This window comes from Bradyrhizobium sp. 197, assembly GCF_023073375.1.
Lineage (GTDB): Bacteria > Pseudomonadota > Alphaproteobacteria > Rhizobiales > Xanthobacteraceae > Bradyrhizobium.
This window is the reverse complement of sequence record NZ_JADPJJ010000108.1, coordinates 1-18,306: the sequence shown is the minus strand read 5'-3', so window position 1 is coordinate 18,306 and position 18,306 is coordinate 1. Positions and strand designations below refer to the sequence as shown.

Sequence of the window (18,306 nt, the reverse complement as noted above, 5' to 3'; positions counted from 1 at the left end):
TACATAAAATCGAGTTGCCGCTCGGCGCTGCGGCGCAAACGATCGTTCTCGCGGAGCAGCCGACGGGCGGTCGCGGTGGCGTCCTCGGCCCGCCTGATCAGGGCCGCGAGTTCGTCGGACGTCTGCATCACGGGGCTCCTGCCGCACGCAATTATGGGCCTTTGGCCGGGAATTGACAACGATGCTCGCGGTATGGAACGCAGCGTGACATATCCGCCTTTCACCTGTTGGGATAACATCAATTCTGCTATTTGCGGCGAGCGGGGCAACCCGCTGGTTCACGTCACTGAATGAGAGCTACCGAGATCATGCATGAAATCGGCGACCAGCCGGTCGAAAGAGAGCACCAGACCAGGTCCCCGCTGATCATCGGGGTGGGCGCCCCGCCGGCAGCTCTGGATAGCATCGAGCGCTTCTTTGCCAAGCTGACCGTAGGCGTCGACCAGGCCGTCGTGCTGGCGCTTCAACATCATGAGGCGCTCGACGAGTCGCGGCTGCGCCGGATCGTGCGAAATTCCAGCGGCGGCAAGATCACCGACATCAGCGACGGCCAGAACATCGAGGGCGGCACGGTCTATCTGTGCCCGCCGGCGATGATCACGACGATCCATGGCGGTCGCTTCGCGGTCCGCGAGGCCGAGCAGGCGCCCGGCGAGCGAGCCACGATCGACAGCTTCCTGGTGTCGCTGGCGGAAGAACGCGCCGAGCAATCGATCGGCGTGATCCTGTCCGGCATCGGCGGCGATGGCACGCTGGGTACCGCGACGCTGAAGGATCACGGTGGTCTCGCCATCGCCGAAAAGGGCGCGAGTGACGAGGCTGATCATCTGAAGGACGCCAATACGCCGGCAGCCATCGCCGACTACGTGCTGACCGCGGACGAGATCGCCGAGCACATTCAGGTCTATGCTCGTCATCTGCGGCGGCTGGACGAGAAGCAGGGGTTCGATGAGGGACTGGCCGCTGCGGCGAGCTCGCTGTCGCGCATCGCCGACGTCCTGCGCAGCAAGACCGGCAATGATTTCCACGGCTACAAGCAGAACACCTTTCTGCGCCGCGTGCAGCGGCGGATGCAGGTGGTTCAGATCGCCGAGATTTCCGCCTATGTCGATTTCCTGCGCAACGACCAGGACGAGGCGCTGCACCTCTTCAACGATCTCTTGATCGGCGTCACCGAATTCTTCCGCGACAAGCGCGAGTTCGAAGTGCTGGAGAGCCAGATCGTCCCGAAGATCTTCGAAGGCAAGAGCGCGGGCCAGCAGGTTCGCGTCTGGGTGCTCGGCTGCGCCACGGGAGAGGAGGCCTATTCGATCGGTATCCTCCTGCGCGAGCACATGGCCAAAATGGACTCCGCCCCGCAGGTTCAGATCTTCGCTACCGACATCGACGGACGGGCACTGGCGACCGCGCGCGTCGGTCGTTACCGCACCAAGATCGAGGCGGACATGACCAGGGAGCGCCTGGCGCGCTGGTTCGTGCGCGAGGGGGATACCTATTGCGTGGTCAAGGACCTGCGCGAAATGTGCATCTTCTCGCAGCACAACGTGATCAAGGACGCACCGTTCTCCAAGCTTGATCTCGTCTCCTGCCGCAACCTGCTGATCTACCTCAATGCCGAATTGCAGAACCGGGTGATTCCGCTATTCCACTTCGCGCTTCTGCCGGATCGCTTCCTGTTCCTCGGCAATTCCGAGAACGTGACGCGGCATCCAAAACTGTTCGTGCCGATCGACCGCCGCGCCCGCATCTTCAAGAAGCTCGAGACCGGAACGCGGCTGCCGCCGGAATTTCCGATCACGACCGCTGCGGGCAGGGCTCCCGCCGAGGTGCCGCCGCTGCGCTCGTTCCGTCCCGACGTGGGTCTGGAGCGCCGCGCGCAACGGGTCGCGGAGCGCTACGCGCCCGCCTATGTCATCACCGACGGCAACTTTCAGGTCTTACACTTCTCCGGGCGCACCGGCCGCTACATCGAGCCGACGGCAGGCGCCGCCACGCTCGACCTGCTCCAACTCGTCCATCGCGATCTCCGCCTGGAGCTGCGAACGGTGCTCAGCCGCGCGGCGGAGACCAATGAGCCCGCCCATGCCGAGCAGGTGCAGCTCGGCGTCAACGGCCATCGCATTCTCGTCGATATCACGGTGGAGCCGATCCAGGATGGCGACCACCGCAATTTCGTCGTCCTGTTCAAGGATGGCCCGGTGCGCACCATGGATGCCGACGAGGGCTATCCCAATGCGCTGGTGCAGACCGAGCATGTCGAGCGTATCGAAGGCGAGCTGCGGGCGACGCGGGAGCGCCTTCAGGCGACCATCGAGGAGCTCGAAAGCACCAATGAGGAGCTGAAGTCCTCGAACGAGGAGTACCAGTCGCTCAACGAAGAGCTTCAGTCCGCGAACGAAGAGCTCGAAACCTCGCGCGAGGAATTGCAGTCGGTGAACGAGGAACTGACCACTGTCAACGGCGAGCTGGCTCATCGGGTCCAGGAATTGACGCGCGCCACCAGCGATCTCGAGAATTTCTTGGAGAGCACGCAGATCGCGACCGTGTTCCTCGACAACGATCTGCGCGTGATGAACTTCACGCCGGCGATCACGCAGGTTCTGCATCTCGTCGAGACCGACACGGGCCGGCCCATCGCGCACATCAAGGCGCGCATCCCGATCGAGGAGCTCTATGATGACATTCGCGGCGTGCTGCGGACGCTTGCCAGCGCCGAGCGCGAGTTGAGGGAGCCGGACAGCGGCACGCGCTACATCGTGCGCATCCTGCCTTATCGCAGCATCGACAATTTCATCGCCGGGGTCGTCATCACCTTCGTCGACATCACCGCCATTACCCGCGCCGAGGAGCGGCAGCGCCTGCTGCTGGCCGAGCTCCAGCATCGGGTCCGGAACACGCTCGGCGTGGTGCGCTCGATCGCCCGTCGCACGGCCGATAGCAGTTCGACAGTCGAGGAGTTTGCTTCCCATCTCGACGGCCGGCTCAACGCATTCGCCCGTACCCAGGCACTCGTGACCCGCGATCCTGAAGGCGGCGTAGATCTCGAATACCTCGCGGTCGAAGAGCTGCTGGCCTATAATGCTAGAGAGGGCGAGCAGGTGCGTGTCAGCGGTCCCACGGTGCGTTTTCACTCGAAGGCAGCGGAAACCTTCGCGCTTGCCATTCACGAGCTCGCGACCAACGCGCTGAAATACGGCGCCCTGAGCCGACCGATAGGTCGCATCGAGATTTCCTGGCGCATTGAGCAGGGCACCGAGCCGGCGGAGCTGGTGTTCGAGTGGCGGGAGCGCGGCGGGCCGCCGGTTGCGCTGCCGCCGCACAAAGGATTTGGGACCGAGCTTCTGGAGCGCACACTCGCGTTCGAGTTCAAGGGGCAGACCACGATGGCATTCAATCCCAGGGGATTGGAATGCACGATCACCATTCCTCTTAGCAAGCGGGCGTTTCATACACCGGCGGTGGCCAACTGATGCCCTTGTCGACGCTAGATCGCAGCATGGTGGACCCGGTCATTCGCCGGCTGAACGTGCTGAGGCCCTTGTCGACGGAGGCCCGCACCTCGCTTGAATACGCAATGCTCGAGGGAATCCAGCGCGCAGGATCGGGCGAGGATCTGATCTCGGAGGGCGATCCGGTCGACAGTGTCCGCCTCGTGCTGTCGGGCTGGCTCTGCCGCTACAAGACGCTCGAGGACGGTCGGCGCCAGATCGTCAACTTTCTGTTTCCCGGCGAGAGTTGCGACGCGCACGCGTTCCTGCTGTCGGTGATGGATCATTCCATCGCGGCGATGACGCCGGTTGTCTACACCGAAATCAAGCGTGCGCGGTTCGAGGGTCTGGTGGCGGGCGACCGCGCGCTGGCGGAAGCGTTCTGGTGTGAGACCCTCGTCAACAACGCCATCCAGCGCGAATGGGCCATCAATCTCGGCCGCCGGGTGGCGTTTGAACGCGTGGCCCATTTGTTCTGCGAGATTATCGAGCGGCTGCGTCCCGTCGGCATGGTCGACGGCAATTCCTGCGTGATGCCGGTGACGCAAATGGATCTTGCCGACGCCACCGGGCTGTCGGTGGTCCATCTCAACCGCACGGTTCAGGAACTGCGGGCCTCCGGCCTGATCGTGCTGCGCGATCGCACGCTGACCATCACCGATCTCGATGCGCTCAAGGATGCGGCGCTGTTCTCGCCGAGCTATCTGCAACTCTATCGGCGGGGCTAAGCACTCTTTTGCTTGGGACAGTACGTGGGTCCTCGGTCGCGAGCGGTCGACAGGCTGCGAGATACTTGATCCAGGTTAACGTTCGCGGATGATTTTGAGCGGATGGCTGGCTTTGAGTAAATTACGTAACTTACGTAAAGGCGCTGTGGTCCCGAAGCTTCTATCGTCGCTCCATGAACGACGTCCTGTTTGCCCGCGCTGAGCGCGCGATCGAAGCGAGCCGCGCCCTCCGGGCGCAGCACAGAGCGCTCGCGGATCAGCTTGATGATGCCACGCGCGAGGTGCGCCGAGTGGTGATGGAAAGCGCGATGTTGCGCTCGGAGATCAAGGCCCTTCGCGACATCCGGGAAGAGTAGGACCTCCGATACTTGCCTGGCATGGAGAAACCGTTCGCGGTCCGGAACGTTGAGCCTCCGCTCCGGTCTGGCTATGGAAGCCGTCAGAGAAGGACGCAACGGCGCGCTCTGTCCACGAACAGGGAGAACTCTTCATGTTGACGCGGCATCGTGTCAAGCAAACGGATGCACTGGAAGTGCGCCTGGCCGCGGAAGCCAAGCGGCTTCGCGAACAGGCCAAGTCGCTCCCGCCCGGCGCTGCACGCGACGAGATGTTGCGTAGGGCGCGTCAGGCGGAAACCGGTTCTCAGATGAGCGAGTGGCTGCGGTCGCCGGGGCTGCAGCCGCCGGAATAGGGCCGGCGAAGCGAATGCGCAGCACGCGCCGGAATGGTGCTCCATTCAACGCCGCTTCGCGGCGCAGTCGAAGTTGCGCCCGCGCGCGAAGTGATGCGCGCATCCGCTGCCCGGTCGCGGTGCTTCGCACCAGCAAAATCACGCACCGTTAACTTATTGAAATGCCGGAACCGGCGATTGCGGCCGAAGCTGCCAACGTTGCCGGGCTGGGCCGCCCCCAACCGGCACGGAAACCTGGGCCCTGGCGCCAGACCTCCCGCCGGGGCCAATTTCCTTCCAACCAAAGCGCTTTGTGAAAGTACAATGACCGCCAAACGCAATCGCAGGAAACAGACCCAATCGCTCCAGGAGCGGTTGGCGACATTCGCCGAAACCGCTCGCGAACGCGCGCGCAGCCTGCCGCCCGGCAAGGAGCGCGACATGCTGCTTCGGCGCGCCAAGCAAAACGACGCGACCTCGCACCTGACGGAATGGTTGAGCACGCCCGTCTACCCGAGACGTGGAGGATGACGGTGCGGAGCATCAGGCACTACCGCGCATTCCAGATCGATCCGGACGGGCATGTGTTCGGATGCATCAATCTCGTCTGCGACGACGACGAGCAGGCTAAGCGCGAAGCGGCATCGCTCGTGCTGGGCCACCGCATCGAGCTGTGGCGGCTGGACCAGCGGATCGCGCAATTCGACCTGCCGCCGGACGTCGCTCACTGCTAGGGTAACGAGGAACCGCGCGCTGCGTCCCGGGTTGGTCGGGCTGGTCCGACTTCGCCAGGAGCCAGCATGACGGAAGCCGACGTTCGCAAGGGGATGCCGCCCGTCAAGCTGTCGCGCGAGGCGTTCGAACGGCGTTACAAAAACCAGTTCGTCGATCCCGCCTTTGCACCGCTCCAGCGCGAGCTCGATGCCATCGTCGGCGCTGCCTGGGATGCCTACAGCCATTCACGCAAGGTCCCGCTGACGCGAAAGGCGGGCGCCGGATTCTCCGATCCCGACTACGACATCGCCATCGACTGGCTCAACGCGCGCGCGAAAATCCTGGCGGCGCAGCGAATTCATGACGATGCGGACGAGACGCCGCGTATCCTCATCATCAACGGCTCGGCCCGCAGCGAGCACACCTGTCCCGGCGAGATGTCCAAGACCTGGCGTCTGGTCGAGCTCGCTGAACCGGTTTTTGCCGAGCTTGGGTTTGCCGTCGACATCCTCGATCTGTCGCGCCTGGCTTCGGAGTTCGGCAAGCATATCCATCCCTGCAAGTCTTGCGTCGGAACCGCGATGCCGCTCTGCCACTGGCCCTGCAGCTGCTATCCGAACTATTCGCTAGGGCAGACCGGCGACTGGATGAACGATATCTATCCGCTGTGGGTCGCGGCCCACGGCATCCTGATCGTGACACCGGTGAACTGGTATCACGTGCCCGCCGGGCTCAAGGCGATGATGGACCGCATGGTCTGCGCCGATGGCGGCAATCCCGATCCGACCTCGACCCACGGCAAGGAGGCCGCCGAGGCGAAGGCGCTGGAGCTGAAGGGCTGGTCTTATCCCCGCCATCTCGCCGGCCGTCATTTCGGCCTCGTCGTTCACGGCGATGCGGTGGGTGCCGAGGGCGTGCGCCGCGCCTTGTCGGACTGGCTGACCGACATGCAGCTGATCTCGGCGGGCCGCTTCGCCGAGCTGGACGGCTACGTTGGCTACATGGAGCAATACGCCACCTCGCACCGCGCGCTCGATGACGATGGCGAATTCCAGGAGGAGGTGCGGAATGCAGCGCGCGCGCTCGGCAACGCGGTCCGGCTGGCGCGGAGCGGACAGCTTCGCGAGCCCGGTGAGGGCCTGTCCGATCCGAATCCCAAATGAGCGGGGAAAATCAATCGCATGATTGCCTGATCGTCGGCGGCGGCCCGGCCGGGCTGATGGCCGCGATCTACCTCGCGCGATTTCGGCGCCGTGTCTGTGTCGTGGACGCAGGCGCAAGCCGTGCGGCGCTGATCCCGCGCAGTCACAACGTGCCGGGCTTCGTCCACGGCCTGTCCGGCACCGACTTGATGGCACGCATGTCGGCGCAGCTGGACGAACTCGCGGTCACGCGGGTGGCCGCCGAGGTCACCGCCTTGCGGCGGCACGACCACGGTTTTCAGGCGATCTGGAATGGCCACGTGCATGCGGCCGCCACCGTCATCCTTGCCTGCGGTATCGTCGACACCCATCCGCCGTTCGACGAATGGCGCGCCGCGGTCGCGGACGGGCTGTTGCGTTATTGTCCGGTCTGCGACGCCTTCGAGGCGATCGGCCACCGTATCGGAATCGTCGGCCCGCTTCACCGTGCCGCCGGCAAGGCGCTGTTCCTGCGCGGCTACTCCCGCGACGTGACGTTGCTCGCAACGGGCGAGGATGACGGGAAAGCCGCAGCGTCGGAGCTGACTGAAGCAGGTGTCGAGGTCGTGGTTGCGCCCGGCGTGCGCCTGAGGCGGAGAGACGACGGCGTCGAAGCCGTCTTCGAAGGCGGCCGGACGGCGCAATTCGAGATGGTCTACCCGGTGATGGGTGCGGAGGTGCGCTCGCATCTCGCGATGACGCTTGGGGCCGAACATACCGGGGAGGGTTACCTGAAAGTCGACGACCATCAGCGCAGCTCCGTCGACGGGCTCTACGGGATCGGCGACGTCGTCACCGACTTGCACCAGATCTCGGTCGCGTTCGGCCACGCCGCGGTCGCCGCCTGCACGCTCCACCACAGCCTGCCGCGACGGCTGGCATGAGGAACGCGGTATCGGACATTGGCAACAGAATCATCCTCGAGGACCGCGGTCTATGCGGCGCTGCTCGGCAATGTCCTCGTCGCGGTCACGAAGATCGGCGCCGCCGCGTGGACGGGAAGTTCGGCCATGACGAGCGAAGCGGTGCATTCGCTCGTCGACACGACCAACGAGATCCTGCTGCTTTACGGCTACCGGCGCGCGAGCCGTTCGCCCGATGAATCCCATCCGCTCGGCTATGGGCGCGAGCTGTATTTCTGGAGCTTCATCGTTGCGCTGCTCATCTTCGCGCTGGGCGCCGGTGTCTCGCTGTATCAGGGCATTCTGCATGTCGCCGCACCCGAGCCGATCGAAAGTCCGATCGTCAGCTTCGTGGTGCTCGGGCTGTCGTTCCTGTTTGAAGGGGGCTCCTGGCTGATTGCCCTGCGGCGCTTCAGCTCGGACGGCCAGCGGTTGGGATATTATCAGGCTTTCGTTCGCAGCAAGGATCCTCCGGCATTCATGGTGCTGCTCGAGGACAGTGCGGCGCTGGTCGGCATCGCCATTGCTGCGGCGGCCACTGCGGCCGCCGTATTGCTGAGCCAACCGGTCTGGGATGGGATCGGGTCGATCCTGATCGGGATATTGCTGGCGATCGTGTCGATCGGTCTCGCGCGCGAGAGCAAGAGCCTGCTGATCGGCGAGCCCGCCGATCCGGAGCTTGCGCGATCGGTCCTCGACATCGCAAGGCGTTCGCCCGGCGTGCTCAGGGCCAACGGCCTTCTGACGGTGCAGCTGTCGCCGGTCGAGGTCGTTGCGGCCCTCAGCATCGAATTTGCGGATGACAAGCGCGCCGACGACATCGAGCGATGCGTCGTTTCGATCGAGACCGAGATACGCAAGCGCCATCCGAGCGTGGCGGCGCTGTTCATCAAGCCGCAGACCGATGCTCGCTACCGGGCGGTGCGCGCGACGCGTTACGGCTAGCTTTGCGAGGTTCCCCCGATGTCGCAATCGGCACGACGGCAGGAACGATCACAACATCCCACTGGTTGACCGATGCAGGGGGCGAGCATTGGAGAAAACGGATGGCTCAATCCGAAGACATGACGCGCTGCATCGCGCTCTGCATGAGCTGCTACCAGACCTGCCTCGGCACGGCGATGAACCATTGCCTCGAGACCGGCGGCAGGCACGTCGAGCCCAAGCATTTCCGCCTGATGATGGCGTGCGCCGAAATGTGCCGGACGGCGGCGCATTTCATGCTGATCAACACCCCGCATCACCGGCATACGTGCGGCGAATGCGCCGAAATCTGCACCGAATGCGCCGAGGATTGCGAGCGGCTCGGCGGCATGGACGAGTGCGTCGCCATGTGCCGCTCCTGCGCACAATCCTGCCGTGCGATGGCAGCCTGAGGACAAAGTCCATGCTGGAGGAGAAGCTCAAGGAAGCCATCATCGGCGAACTGCAGCGGCAGGCGGCGAACCGGCCGCAATCGCTCAAGGTCCAGGACACGGACGCTCTGAAAAGCTCGGAGGAGCTGATCGTCAACGGCAAGATCGACCTTGCCGCGCTGGTCATGGTGATCGCGGGATCGGTCTCCGGCGGCCCCTAGTTGCGCCGGTCAACGGCGCCCTCAGCCGTATTCGTCGCCGATGCCGTATTCCCGGTAGATCTCCAGCGGATCGAGGTCGGGAAACAGCCGGCATTTGGCCTGGGCGAGGTGCAGGCTCACCGCCGCCGGCTCCTTGCCGTTCGAGAGCATCTTGCGGATATCGTCCATATGCGCGTTCGGCTGGTGCTTGGTTTCGAGCTGCTCCAGCGCGACCAGCGCGGTCGCCAGCGCCTCGGTCAGAACCCAGTCGTCGTGGCCGGTGATTCCCTTCTTCGGCATCGGAAGCCCCACATGTGGTGGCGGTAGTCTATCGCGGCTTTCGCCAAATCTCCATTGAGCCGTTGCAGCAGCAGGCGCGCGGAACGAGCCGACAGCCGTGCTCCAGCTTGCATTATGGCGGCGCGCGCGTGGCTAAAAGGCGGCAAATTGCAGGGGCAATAGTATCTTTGTTGAAACAAAATTGGCGTAGACGGGGCCTGCACGGCATCCAGGCCGGCTGTTCCGCTCTGGGCCCCCTGATCCCGTATCGCAACACGATCCGGTTGCGCCACCCCTTCAAGGCTTGAGCCCGCATGGTCTTTCTAAGCTTCGTCTATCGGTTCGTGACCAACTTCGCATTCATGGCGATGGTCTATTTCAGCCTGAACTTCATGGAGAAGTACCAGAACCGGGCGATCATCGCGATCCTGGTGCTGGTCTATGCCGGTATGCGCGCGGCCTCGACGCTGCGGGCTTTCTTCTTCTACCAGAAGATCGAGAAACTTGAGGCCGAGACCAAGCGCCTTCAGGCTCCGCTCAATGCCGGCGCGGGCGGAACGAATGTGCGCAAGCAGGTCGTGGCCGACGTTGCGCGGCTGCGGCGCGACGGCGAGCTCAAATCCTATATGGACCTGTTCTTCCTGGCGCTGATCGTGCTGCTCTGCGTCGCCAACATCATGCGGCAGTAGGGCTTTTACTGCGCGCGCTTCTTCAGGCTCGCGACGCGCGTCGGATGCGTCGCAGCGCCCTTCGGAGCAGCGCTCTTGGGGGCCGCGGCATGCTTCGCTCCCGCCGGCGCGGCATGTGCAGTGCGATGTCCGCGCAACTTGCCGGCCTTGCCCCTGGCCGCCCGAGGCGTCTCGGCTGCCATCGCCAGCCGCGTTGCGGCGCGCCGTGACAAGGTCGTCGACAGCAGCACCTCTACCGAGCCTTCAGGGATGGCAAAGAGATCGCGGCCGGGCACGGGCAGGGTGGCCGCGACATTGGCCATTGCCATGGTCCTGCGCGGCAGCAGCGGTTGATGATCGGTCTGCGCGTTGAGGTCGGCCAGCGTGGGCGCCAGCAGCATCTTGGTCTGCGCGAACACGAAGTTCGGCACGGCGGGCCAGCGCGCGATCGGGGTGGTCTCGGTCGGCGGATGCAGCAGCCATTCCACCGGCGTCGTCGGCGTCGCCGGCCGCTCAGCGGTCGCGGGCACCACATGCACGATGCGATAGCCGCGCGCCTTGAGGTCGCGGATGATCTTCGGCAGTGCCGCCACCGTGCGGGCCTGGATGTCGTGCAGCAACAGGATGCCCTTGCCCTTGGCCTCCAGCCGCTGGATCGCGAGTTGATAGACGCGATCGGACGACACATGGCGCCAGTCGTCGGCCGGGAAATCGGCGCTCCAGACCTGGATGCCGCGCGAGATCAGAAGGTTCTCGACGCCTTCGGCGCGCATCAGGCCTGGAATGCGGAAGAACGGCGCCAGCTTGGACGGATCGGTCATCGCAGCCGAGGTCCATTCGATGCCGCCGTTGATCTGCGCCTCGGCCTTATCGAGCGGCATCCGGTCGAACGTCAGCGGATGGTTCATGCTGTGCGTGCCGACGGTGTGGCCCGCCGCCACCAGTTTGCGCACGCCTTCCGGATTCGCCTTGGCCTGTTCGCCGATGATGAAGAACGTCGCCTTGATGCACTCGTCGGCGAGCATCTGGAGGATCTGGTTCGAATATTTCGGCAGCGGACCGTCGTCGAAGGTCAGGACGACTTCATGGTCCTTCAGCGGCAGCGTCTCGCGGTACTGCATGGTGCCGATGCGCGGATGCTCGTGCGGATCGACCACGAGGGTGCGCGACGTCCCAAGCGCGTCCGGATGGCCGGGGCAGTCGGCCGCAACGGCCGCCGTCGTAGTGGCGGCCAGCAGGCCGATACAGAGGACGATCCACGATCGCGTCCGAACAACAACGCTACTTCCGATCATGAATCCCGTCTGCCCTCTTATGCGACTGCCGCCATAGTAGGTCGGAGACATCAGAAAATGGTTCAGGCGCAAGAACCTTTCCCGTTACAAGCACCCCTTAATACTTGCATGGCGTAGCATGAACAGACTGTTAATAGGGCCCAAATCACCCCATCTTGCGCCGGCGTGACATTCCGGCATCAACGGGCGTCGGCATTCTTCTGTGATGTGCCCGCCGGTACGACGTGAACCACCCGATAGCCGTTCTCCCTCAGATACCGCAGGAAGGCCGGCATGATCGCGGCCGTGCGTGCCTTGGGATCGTGGAACAGGATGATGCCCTTGCCGGCGGCGGCGAGGCGCTCGGTGACAAGCTTCAATTCCTGCTCCGGCGTCATCTCGTTCCAGTCGCTGGCCCAGAGGTCAGCCCCGAACACGACGATGCCGCGGGACTGAAGCAGGTCGAGCTCGGCTTGCGTGGCTTCGAAATAGGGAAACCGGAAGAACGGCGTCGAGGGTGTCGTCGTCGACGTCCCGTGTAGCGCCATCTCGTCGGCGGCAATGCCGCGGTCGATCTCGCTCTTCGCCTTGTCGATCGGGATCCGCGCCATGAACGGATGCGAGAAGGTGTGGTGGCCGATGGTGTGGCCCTCGCGGGCGATGCGCTTGACCATGTCAGGGTGTTCGGAGGCGTGCAGGCCGATCAGGAAGAAGGTCGCGCGCACGCATTCCTGCGCCAGCGCCGCCAGCACCTTCGAGGTCGTCGGCGGATGCGGTCCGTCGTCGAAGGTCAGCACGACCTCGTGATCGGCGAGGGCTAACGTCTGCGGAAAGCTCTTCAGGCCCGCGCGCGGCGTGGTCCTGGCGTCGACGCTCAGAATGCGGGAGGTGCCGAGCGCGTCCTTGCGCGGGCACTCGGCGGCTTCAGTCGAGGCGATACCGGCGAGGGCGGTCAGCGCTGCGCCTGCCGCCATCGAGCCCCACCTCAGTCGAAGCATCTTTGTCATTGCGCTTAGAGTTGCCTTGTGGGTATTGCCTGAACCATCAGCTCAGACCACTCGTTCCAACCTGTCAAACGGCGAGGCGCGCCATGGATGAACATATGGACGGTGCCGCATCTGCCGCGGAGTCGGTACTCGACCACGTGCCGATGCGCAATGAAGACGGCGAAATTCGTCACGAATTCGTCGAGGAAATTGCCCATGCGATCGAGGCCGGCAACAGCGCCGCGCTGCGCGCCTGCGTTGCCGAGTTGCACGAGGCCGATCTCGGCGATCTGATCGGGGCTCTCGAGCCCGACGACCGCGTCCGCCTGGTCGAGCTGACGGGGCGCGATTTCGACTTCTCCGCGCTGAACGAGCTCGACGAGGGCGTGCGCGAGGAGATACTCGAGGAACTGCCGCCGGAGACCGTCGCGGAAGGTGTCCGCGAGCTTGAATCCGACGACGCCGTCGAGCTGCTGGAAACCCTCGACCAGGCCGATCAGGAGGAGATCCTCGAGAAGCTGCCGCTCAAGGAACGCGTCGTGCTCGAGCGCAGCCTGCTTTATCCGGAAAATTCCGCCGGCCGCCGGATGCAGACCGAGTTCATCGCAGTGCCCCAGGATTTCACCGTGGGCCAGGCGATCGACTACATGCGCGAGACGCCGGATCTGCCCGAGCGCTTCTACGAGATTTACGTCGTCGACAAGGAGCAGCACTGGCAGGGCGCGGTCTCGCTCGACGTGCTGCTGCGCGCCCGCCGCCCGGTGGCGCTTGTTGAGCTGACCGACGAGGATCGCCGCCGCGTCTCCGTCCTGGAGGACCAGGAGGAGGTGGCGCGCATGTTCGGCAAATACAATCTCGTCGCAGCGCCGGTGCTCGACACCCAGGATCGCCTCGTCGGCGTCATCACCGTCGACGACGTCGTCGACGTGATCGAGGAAGAGGCGGACGAGGACCTCAAGGCGCTCGGCGGCGTCAACAGCGACGAAGAGCTCTCCGACACCGTGTTCACCATTGCGCGCGCGCGGTTCAACTGGCTGCTGGTCAATCTCGCCACCGCCTTCCTCGCGTCCTCTGTGCTCGGCCTGTTCGAGGGCCAGCTCGAAAAGATGGTGGCGCTCGCCGTGCTAGCGCCGATCGTCGCGAGCCAGGGCGGCAATGCCGCGACCCAGACCATGACGGTCGCGGTGCGCGCGCTGGCGACGCGCGAGCTCGGCTCCTCCAATGCCTGGCGCGTGGTGATGCGCGAAGGCTTGGTCGGCCTCGTCAACGGCCTCGCCTTCGCCGTGATCACGGGAATCGCGGCGGTGGCCTGGTTCAATATCCCGGGCCTTGGCATCGTCATCGGGCTCGCCATCATCGTGAACCTCTTCGCCGGGGCCCTCGGCGGCATCCTGATCCCGATGGCGCTCGAACGTGTCAGGGCCGATCCGGCCGTGGCCTCCGGCACGTTCGTGACTACGGTCACCGACGTCGTCGGGTTCTTCTCCTTCCTAGGTATCGCGACGTTGTGGTTCGGGCTGAGATAGGTCTCTCGTGTTCCGGGCGCGCTGCGGCGCCGTAGCGCGTCGAAGACGCACGTAAACGCGCTTATGGCGCTGCTGCGCAGAACCGGACCCAGAAGCGACACGGTATTGCGGCGACATGGGCCCCGGCTCTGCAGCGCGCCGCTGAAGAAGCGCTACGCTGCGTCCGGGGGCACGAGACCGTATACGCCGCCGCTATCTTTAATCCGAACTGAAGCGGCCTGCCGCATCATCGCCTTGCTTGGGGGAATGAGCATGCGTGTGCGGTTGAAGGCGGACGGACGGATCGTCGAGTTGCGGGACGGGCAAGAGTTTCCTGTCCAGCTGCTTCCGATCCAGCCCTTTCCAATCCAGCCTGCGGGCAGCGCAGCGCCGGCCGAAGCCAGCTCGCTCGCGGTGCGCGATTTGCGCCGCCGCGCCTGCCTGACCCAGATGGAGTTCGCGGCCAAACTGGGCGTTCCCGTCGAAACCATCCGCAATTGGGAGCAGGGCAAGCGCGCCCCGCGGGGACCGGCCCGCGCGCTGCTTGCCGTGATCGCGCATGCGCCCGACACCGTGTTCCAGGCGCTCGCCAAAGCCTGAACTCCAGACCTGACGCAAAGCTGGTGCGAACCTCCCGTTAGCATTGCGCCGAATATCCGGTCTGGCAGCCGGCGTCGTCCGTTGGCAGTGTCACCAGCCGGGTTCATAATGACGCTTGGATGATGATTTGGGGCGACCGCGACAGAGAGGATTCCTCATGCTGTTCGTCGAGGCCAATGGCGCAAGGATACCGGCGATCGGGCTGGGGACCTGGGAGCTGAGCGGGCGCATGTGCGCGCGTGTGATCGAGCAGGCGCTGCGGCTCGGCTATCGCCACATCGACACCGCACAGGCCTACGACAATGAGCGCGAGGTCGGCGACGGCTTGCGCGCCTCCGGCGTGCGCCGCGACGACATCTTCCTGACGACAAAAGTCTGGACCAACCATTTCGCGCCCCACGATCTCGAGCGCTCGGTCAAGGAGAGCCTGGCGCGCATGCGGCTTCCCTCCGTCGATCTCCTGCTGTTGCACTGGCCCAATTCGCACGTGCCGCTGGAGGAGACGCTGGGCGCGCTGTCGCATGCCAAGCGCATGGGCCTGACCCGCCACATCGGCGTCTCCAATTTCACGGTGGCGCTGATCGAGCAGGCGGTCGCACTGTCGCCGGAGCCGCTGGTCTGCAACCAGGTCGAATACCACCCTTATCTGGACCAGGCGAAGGTGAGGGCCGCCTGCGACCAGCACGCGCTAGCGCTGGTCGCCTACAGCCCGATCGCCAAGGGGCGGATCAAGACCGACCAGGCGCTCGCGGAGATCGGGCGTCTGCATCGTAAGACGCCGGCGCAGATCTGCCTGCGCTGGCTGGTGCAACAGAATGTCGCTGCGATCCCGCGCACTTCGCGCGTCGAACGTCTGTCGGAAAACATCGATATCTTCGATTTCGAGCTTTCGGACGACGAGATGGCCCAGATCGCCGCACTGGCCAGTCCCAGGGGTCGCCTGACCGATTTCGGCTTCGCGCCAAAATGGGATTGAGAGGGGGCTGCCGTATGCTAGGACCAGCTTGGCAACCCGAAGTCAGGCAATGGAACTGCGGAAGATCATACGGACGGACATTGCAGCGTCGGCGATCGCCCATCTGACGCTGGTCGCGCTGATCATCGTGATCAGCGAAGTCCATCCGTTTCACGCCAGCCCGCCCGAATCGGTTTCCGTCAGCATCGTGACGCCGGAGCAGATGAAGCAGGAGGAGGCCAAAGCCGAGGAGAAGGCCAAGGACGAGCTCAAGCAGAAGCCGCCGGAGCCGATCCCCGACTTCAAACTGCCGAAGCTGGATTTCACCGATAACGACAAAGACAAGCCCGCCGCAGCGACGAAGTCTGCGGCCAAGCAACAGGCCGCGGCATCGCCATCACCATCACCATCGCCATCGCCGGCGCCGCAGGCCTCGCCCGAGCCGCAACGTCCTGCGCAGCAGCAGCAACAGCCACAGCAGCCGCCCTTGCCAAAGCCGAGCGAGGCCAACGCACAGCCGCAACCGCCGCCGCCGCAAGCGATGCAGCAGCCAGAGGCCGCACCGCCGCCGGCCTATCAGGCGCCGGAGCCTGACGTCACCGTCAAGTACGGCGTCATGCTGGGCCTGCCGCCGGAATTGCCGCTGGAGCTGCCGAAAGACGCCCCCAAGGACGATGGCGGCGACGCCAAGGATTCAATCGCAGCCAAGCTGCCGGCCGAAATCATCGCCGAGCTGCGTCGTCACTTGCGAAGCTGCGCCAAACTGCCGGCCGGGGTCGCGCCGACCGACAACGTCAACATCAAGCTGCGCACGGTGCTCGCCACCGACGGCACGCTGGCGCGCGAGCCGATCCTGATCGAAGCCCCGCCGTCCGCGAAGGGCGTGGCCCTCGTGAAGTCCGCAATAAGCGCACTCCAAGCCTGCCAGCCCTACAAGATGCTGCCGTCCGATAAATACAGGGAATGGAAGGTGATGGACCTTCCGTTCAGCCCGCGGGATTTCGGCGGGTAGCTCTCGCGTAGCCCATCAACGACCGCGCTTCATCTCATCGCCATCCACAACCTCCGGCGCCATCGCCTCCCACGCACTCGAGGCGAATTGCCGCCGCCAGGTCACGATCACCACGGCTGCCGTGGTCACGAACAGCACCCAGGGGCTGACGAACCAGCCGAGATATCCGAGCGCGAAGAAGAAGGAGCGTTGGCCGCGGTTGAAATGGCGGCCGGCGGATTCAAACAGGCGCGAGGTGCGGATGACATGGGCTTCCGCCTCCGGCGTGCCGCGCTGCGAGACCGGCGGCATGCCGCCGAACAGGATCGCGACATAGTTGAACAGGCGATACGACCACGCGAATTTGAAGAAGGCGTAGACGCAGATCAACACAAGGCCGACGCATTTCAGCTCCCACAGCGCGGGCGAGGGGCTGAGGTCGATCGGCAGCTTGCCCAGAATCGCAATGGCGTCGTTGGTCGCGTGCAGCAGCGCCAGCGCGCCGCCGAGCGCGATCAGGCTGGTGGAGGCGAAGAAGGCGGTGCCGTTCTGCAGCGAGGCCATGATCTGCATGTCGACCATGCGCGCGTCGCGGTCGAGCAGCCGGCGCACCCAGACCTCGCGGTAGCGGTTCATGCGTGCCGACAGGCTGTCGCGGCCATAGGCCGAATGCTCGAGCGTCAGCGCGTAGACCAGCCATTCGATGATGAAGAAGCCGACGGCGGTGATGTCGACCCAGTGCCTGCTCATGTCTGTCTCCTGGCGAGGATCGCAACGCTTGCCACGCATGGCGAGGTGCAGCAACGATTGATTGGCGGCAGGCGATGGCGTTAAAAGCAGCTCGCTTCAAGACGTCTCGGGAAGGACTGATGACATGGCCGCGCTGAAACTCGCAATCGGCAACAAGAACTACTCGTCATGGTCGATGCGGCCCTGGCTCGCGCTTCGCGCCAACGACATCCCGTTCGTCGAGACTGTGATCCCGCTCTACACCGACAATCCCGCGGACAAGGATCAGATCATCTCGTTCAGCCGCGCCGGCAAGGTGCCGGTGCTGGTTGATGGCGAGATCACGGTGTGGGATTCGCTCAGCATCATCGAATACCTCGCAGAGCGCTTCCCGGACGTGAAGCTGTGGCCCGACGACGCCGCCGCCCGCGCCCATGCCCGTTCGGTGTGCGCCGAGATGCATTCCGGCTTCATGGCCCTGCGCAACGAATGCGGCATGAACCTGCACCGCCCGGTGCGGCCCGTGACGTTGTCGGCGGACGCGCAGGCCAATATCGCGCGCGCGCAGGAGATCTGGCGCGAGTGCCGGGCCCGGTATGGCACCAACGGTCCGTTCCTGTTCGGGCGCTTCGGCGCGGCGGATGCGATGTATGCCCCGGTCGTGCACCGCTTCCGCACCTACGCGATCGCAATCACGCCGGAGACCAAGGCTTACATGGACACGATGCTGGCGCTGCCGGCGTTCCAGGAATGGACCCGGGACGGGCTCGCCGAAACGCTCGTCATCGAAAAGTTCGAGAACGTGTAGTCGCGAATGTGATTGAGCGCTGCTTGACGGCACGGCGCATGGCGGCGCTCAATCGCGGCGGAGCTACGGCTTAGGAGAGGGCACAGTCATGGGAATCCTAGCAGTCTGCTGAAAAAACGCCTCGCCAGGGAGGGGACTTGATGATTCACTTTATCATCTCGAATCGGCGGAGACGATCATGCGCGGCAGGTTTACGGATCAGGGCGGCCTGTTTTCGTACATCGCGCCGGATAAGCGAGTGCCAGCGAACCATCCGCTGCGGAAGGTCCGGGA

Annotated in this window: 21 protein-coding genes; 17 read left to right on the top strand and 4 right to left on the bottom strand. The window is 64.5% G+C overall.

The features are described from left to right. Nucleotides 1-308 precede the first annotated feature (308 nt). From IVB27_RS25250 to IVB27_RS25200, 11 genes are all read left to right on the top strand, one after another. Nucleotides 309-3,470 carry a CheR family methyltransferase gene (locus IVB27_RS25250; protein ID WP_247445866.1) on the top strand — a complete coding sequence of 1,054 codons (3,162 nt, stop codon included), beginning with the start codon at nucleotides 309-311 and terminating at the stop codon, nucleotides 3,468-3,470. Next, a complete protein-coding gene (locus IVB27_RS25245) occupies nucleotides 3,470-4,216 on the top strand; it encodes a Crp/Fnr family transcriptional regulator (RefSeq protein ID WP_247445865.1) in 747 nt (248 codons plus the stop codon). Before IVB27_RS25250 ends, IVB27_RS25245 begins: the two co-directional genes overlap by 1 nt. Nucleotides 4,217-4,389: 173 nt before the next feature. Beyond that, on the top strand, nucleotides 4,390-4,572 hold the full coding sequence (locus IVB27_RS25240) for a hypothetical protein (protein ID WP_247445864.1): 183 nt from the start codon (nucleotides 4,390-4,392) through the stop codon (nucleotides 4,570-4,572). Between the two features lie 134 nt (nucleotides 4,573-4,706). Beyond that, a complete protein-coding gene (locus IVB27_RS25235) occupies nucleotides 4,707-4,907 on the top strand; it encodes a hypothetical protein (protein WP_247445863.1) in 201 nt (66 codons plus the stop codon). A gap of 303 nt (nucleotides 4,908-5,210) precedes the next feature. Then, entirely contained in the window at nucleotides 5,211-5,417 is a 207-nt protein-coding gene (locus IVB27_RS25230; RefSeq protein WP_247340727.1) for a hypothetical protein, read from the top strand. Then, nucleotides 5,414-5,620: a hypothetical protein gene (locus tag IVB27_RS25225; RefSeq protein WP_247340726.1), complete on the top strand. Its 207-nt coding sequence runs from the start codon at nucleotides 5,414-5,416 to the stop codon at nucleotides 5,618-5,620. The genes IVB27_RS25230 and IVB27_RS25225 overlap by 4 nt, the downstream gene beginning before the upstream one ends. A 66-nt stretch (nucleotides 5,621-5,686) precedes the next feature. Continuing rightward, complete coding sequence (locus IVB27_RS25220) at nucleotides 5,687-6,763, top strand: flavodoxin family protein (RefSeq protein WP_247445862.1); 1,077 nt, start codon at nucleotides 5,687-5,689, stop codon at nucleotides 6,761-6,763. Beyond that, complete coding sequence (locus IVB27_RS25215; RefSeq protein ID WP_247445861.1) at nucleotides 6,760-7,665, top strand: NAD(P)/FAD-dependent oxidoreductase; 906 nt, start codon at nucleotides 6,760-6,762, stop codon at nucleotides 7,663-7,665. The genes IVB27_RS25220 and IVB27_RS25215 overlap by 4 nt, the downstream gene beginning before the upstream one ends. Before the next feature lie 18 nt (nucleotides 7,666-7,683). Beyond that, complete coding sequence (locus tag IVB27_RS25210) at nucleotides 7,684-8,628, top strand: cation diffusion facilitator family transporter (protein ID WP_247340722.1); 945 nt, start codon at nucleotides 7,684-7,686, stop codon at nucleotides 8,626-8,628. Between the two features lie 101 nt (nucleotides 8,629-8,729). Next, a complete protein-coding gene (locus tag IVB27_RS25205; protein WP_247340719.1) occupies nucleotides 8,730-9,059 on the top strand; it encodes a four-helix bundle copper-binding protein in 330 nt (109 codons plus the stop codon). A gap of 11 nt (nucleotides 9,060-9,070) precedes the next feature. Further along, on the top strand, nucleotides 9,071-9,259 hold the full coding sequence (locus IVB27_RS25200; protein WP_247340717.1) for a hypothetical protein: 189 nt from the start codon (nucleotides 9,071-9,073) through the stop codon (nucleotides 9,257-9,259). Nucleotides 9,260-9,280: 21 nt separating this feature from the next. Here the strand turns inward: IVB27_RS25200 and IVB27_RS25195 are convergent, their stop codons facing one another. Continuing rightward, nucleotides 9,281-9,538, bottom strand: coding sequence for a hypothetical protein (locus IVB27_RS25195; RefSeq protein WP_247340716.1), 258 nt, complete (start codon nucleotides 9,536-9,538; stop codon nucleotides 9,281-9,283). A gap of 293 nt (nucleotides 9,539-9,831) precedes the next feature. Here IVB27_RS25195 and IVB27_RS25190 point away from each other — a divergent pair, with 293 nt between their 5' ends. Next, nucleotides 9,832-10,206, top strand: a complete 375-nt coding sequence (locus tag IVB27_RS25190) for a hypothetical protein (protein ID WP_247445860.1) — start codon at nucleotides 9,832-9,834, stop codon at nucleotides 10,204-10,206. A 5-nt stretch (nucleotides 10,207-10,211) separates the two neighbouring features. Here the strand turns inward: IVB27_RS25190 and IVB27_RS25185 are convergent, their stop codons facing one another. Further along, nucleotides 10,212-11,480, bottom strand: a complete 1,269-nt coding sequence (locus tag IVB27_RS25185; protein WP_247445859.1) for a polysaccharide deacetylase family protein — start codon at nucleotides 11,478-11,480, stop codon at nucleotides 10,212-10,214. Nucleotides 11,481-11,659: 179 nt separating this feature from the next. Further along, nucleotides 11,660-12,433: a polysaccharide deacetylase family protein gene (locus IVB27_RS25180; RefSeq protein WP_247445858.1), complete on the bottom strand. Its 774-nt coding sequence runs from the start codon at nucleotides 12,431-12,433 to the stop codon at nucleotides 11,660-11,662. Nucleotides 12,434-12,549: 116 nt separating this feature from the next. Here IVB27_RS25180 and mgtE point away from each other — a divergent pair, with 116 nt between their 5' ends. The 4 genes from mgtE (at nucleotide 12,550) to tolA (ending at nucleotide 16,517) form a co-directional block, all read left to right on the top strand. After that, nucleotides 12,550-13,971 (top strand): magnesium transporter, encoded by a 1,422-nt coding sequence (gene mgtE / locus IVB27_RS25175; RefSeq protein WP_247445857.1) that lies wholly within the window; start codon nucleotides 12,550-12,552, stop codon nucleotides 13,969-13,971. A 246-nt stretch (nucleotides 13,972-14,217) separates the two neighbouring features. Continuing rightward, nucleotides 14,218-14,550, top strand: a complete 333-nt coding sequence (gene relB / locus IVB27_RS25170; protein WP_247445856.1) for a type II toxin-antitoxin system RelB family anti-toxin transcriptional regulator — start codon at nucleotides 14,218-14,220, stop codon at nucleotides 14,548-14,550. Between the two features lie 157 nt (nucleotides 14,551-14,707). After that, nucleotides 14,708-15,526: an aldo/keto reductase gene (locus tag IVB27_RS25165; RefSeq protein ID WP_247445855.1), complete on the top strand. Its 819-nt coding sequence runs from the start codon at nucleotides 14,708-14,710 to the stop codon at nucleotides 15,524-15,526. A gap of 49 nt (nucleotides 15,527-15,575) precedes the next feature. Further along, a complete protein-coding gene (gene tolA / locus IVB27_RS25160; RefSeq protein WP_247445854.1) occupies nucleotides 15,576-16,517 on the top strand; it encodes a cell envelope integrity protein TolA in 942 nt (313 codons plus the stop codon). Between the two features lie 15 nt (nucleotides 16,518-16,532). On the opposite strand, the gene IVB27_RS25155 is transcribed toward tolA, so the two are convergent. Next, a complete protein-coding gene (locus IVB27_RS25155; protein WP_247340708.1) occupies nucleotides 16,533-17,246 on the bottom strand; it encodes a DUF599 domain-containing protein in 714 nt (237 codons plus the stop codon). Between the two features lie 124 nt (nucleotides 17,247-17,370). On the opposite strand from IVB27_RS25155, the gene IVB27_RS25150 reads away from it, so the two are divergent. After that, nucleotides 17,371-18,033: a glutathione S-transferase family protein gene (locus IVB27_RS25150; RefSeq protein WP_247445853.1), complete on the top strand. Its 663-nt coding sequence runs from the start codon at nucleotides 17,371-17,373 to the stop codon at nucleotides 18,031-18,033. Nucleotides 18,034-18,306 lie beyond the last annotated feature (273 nt).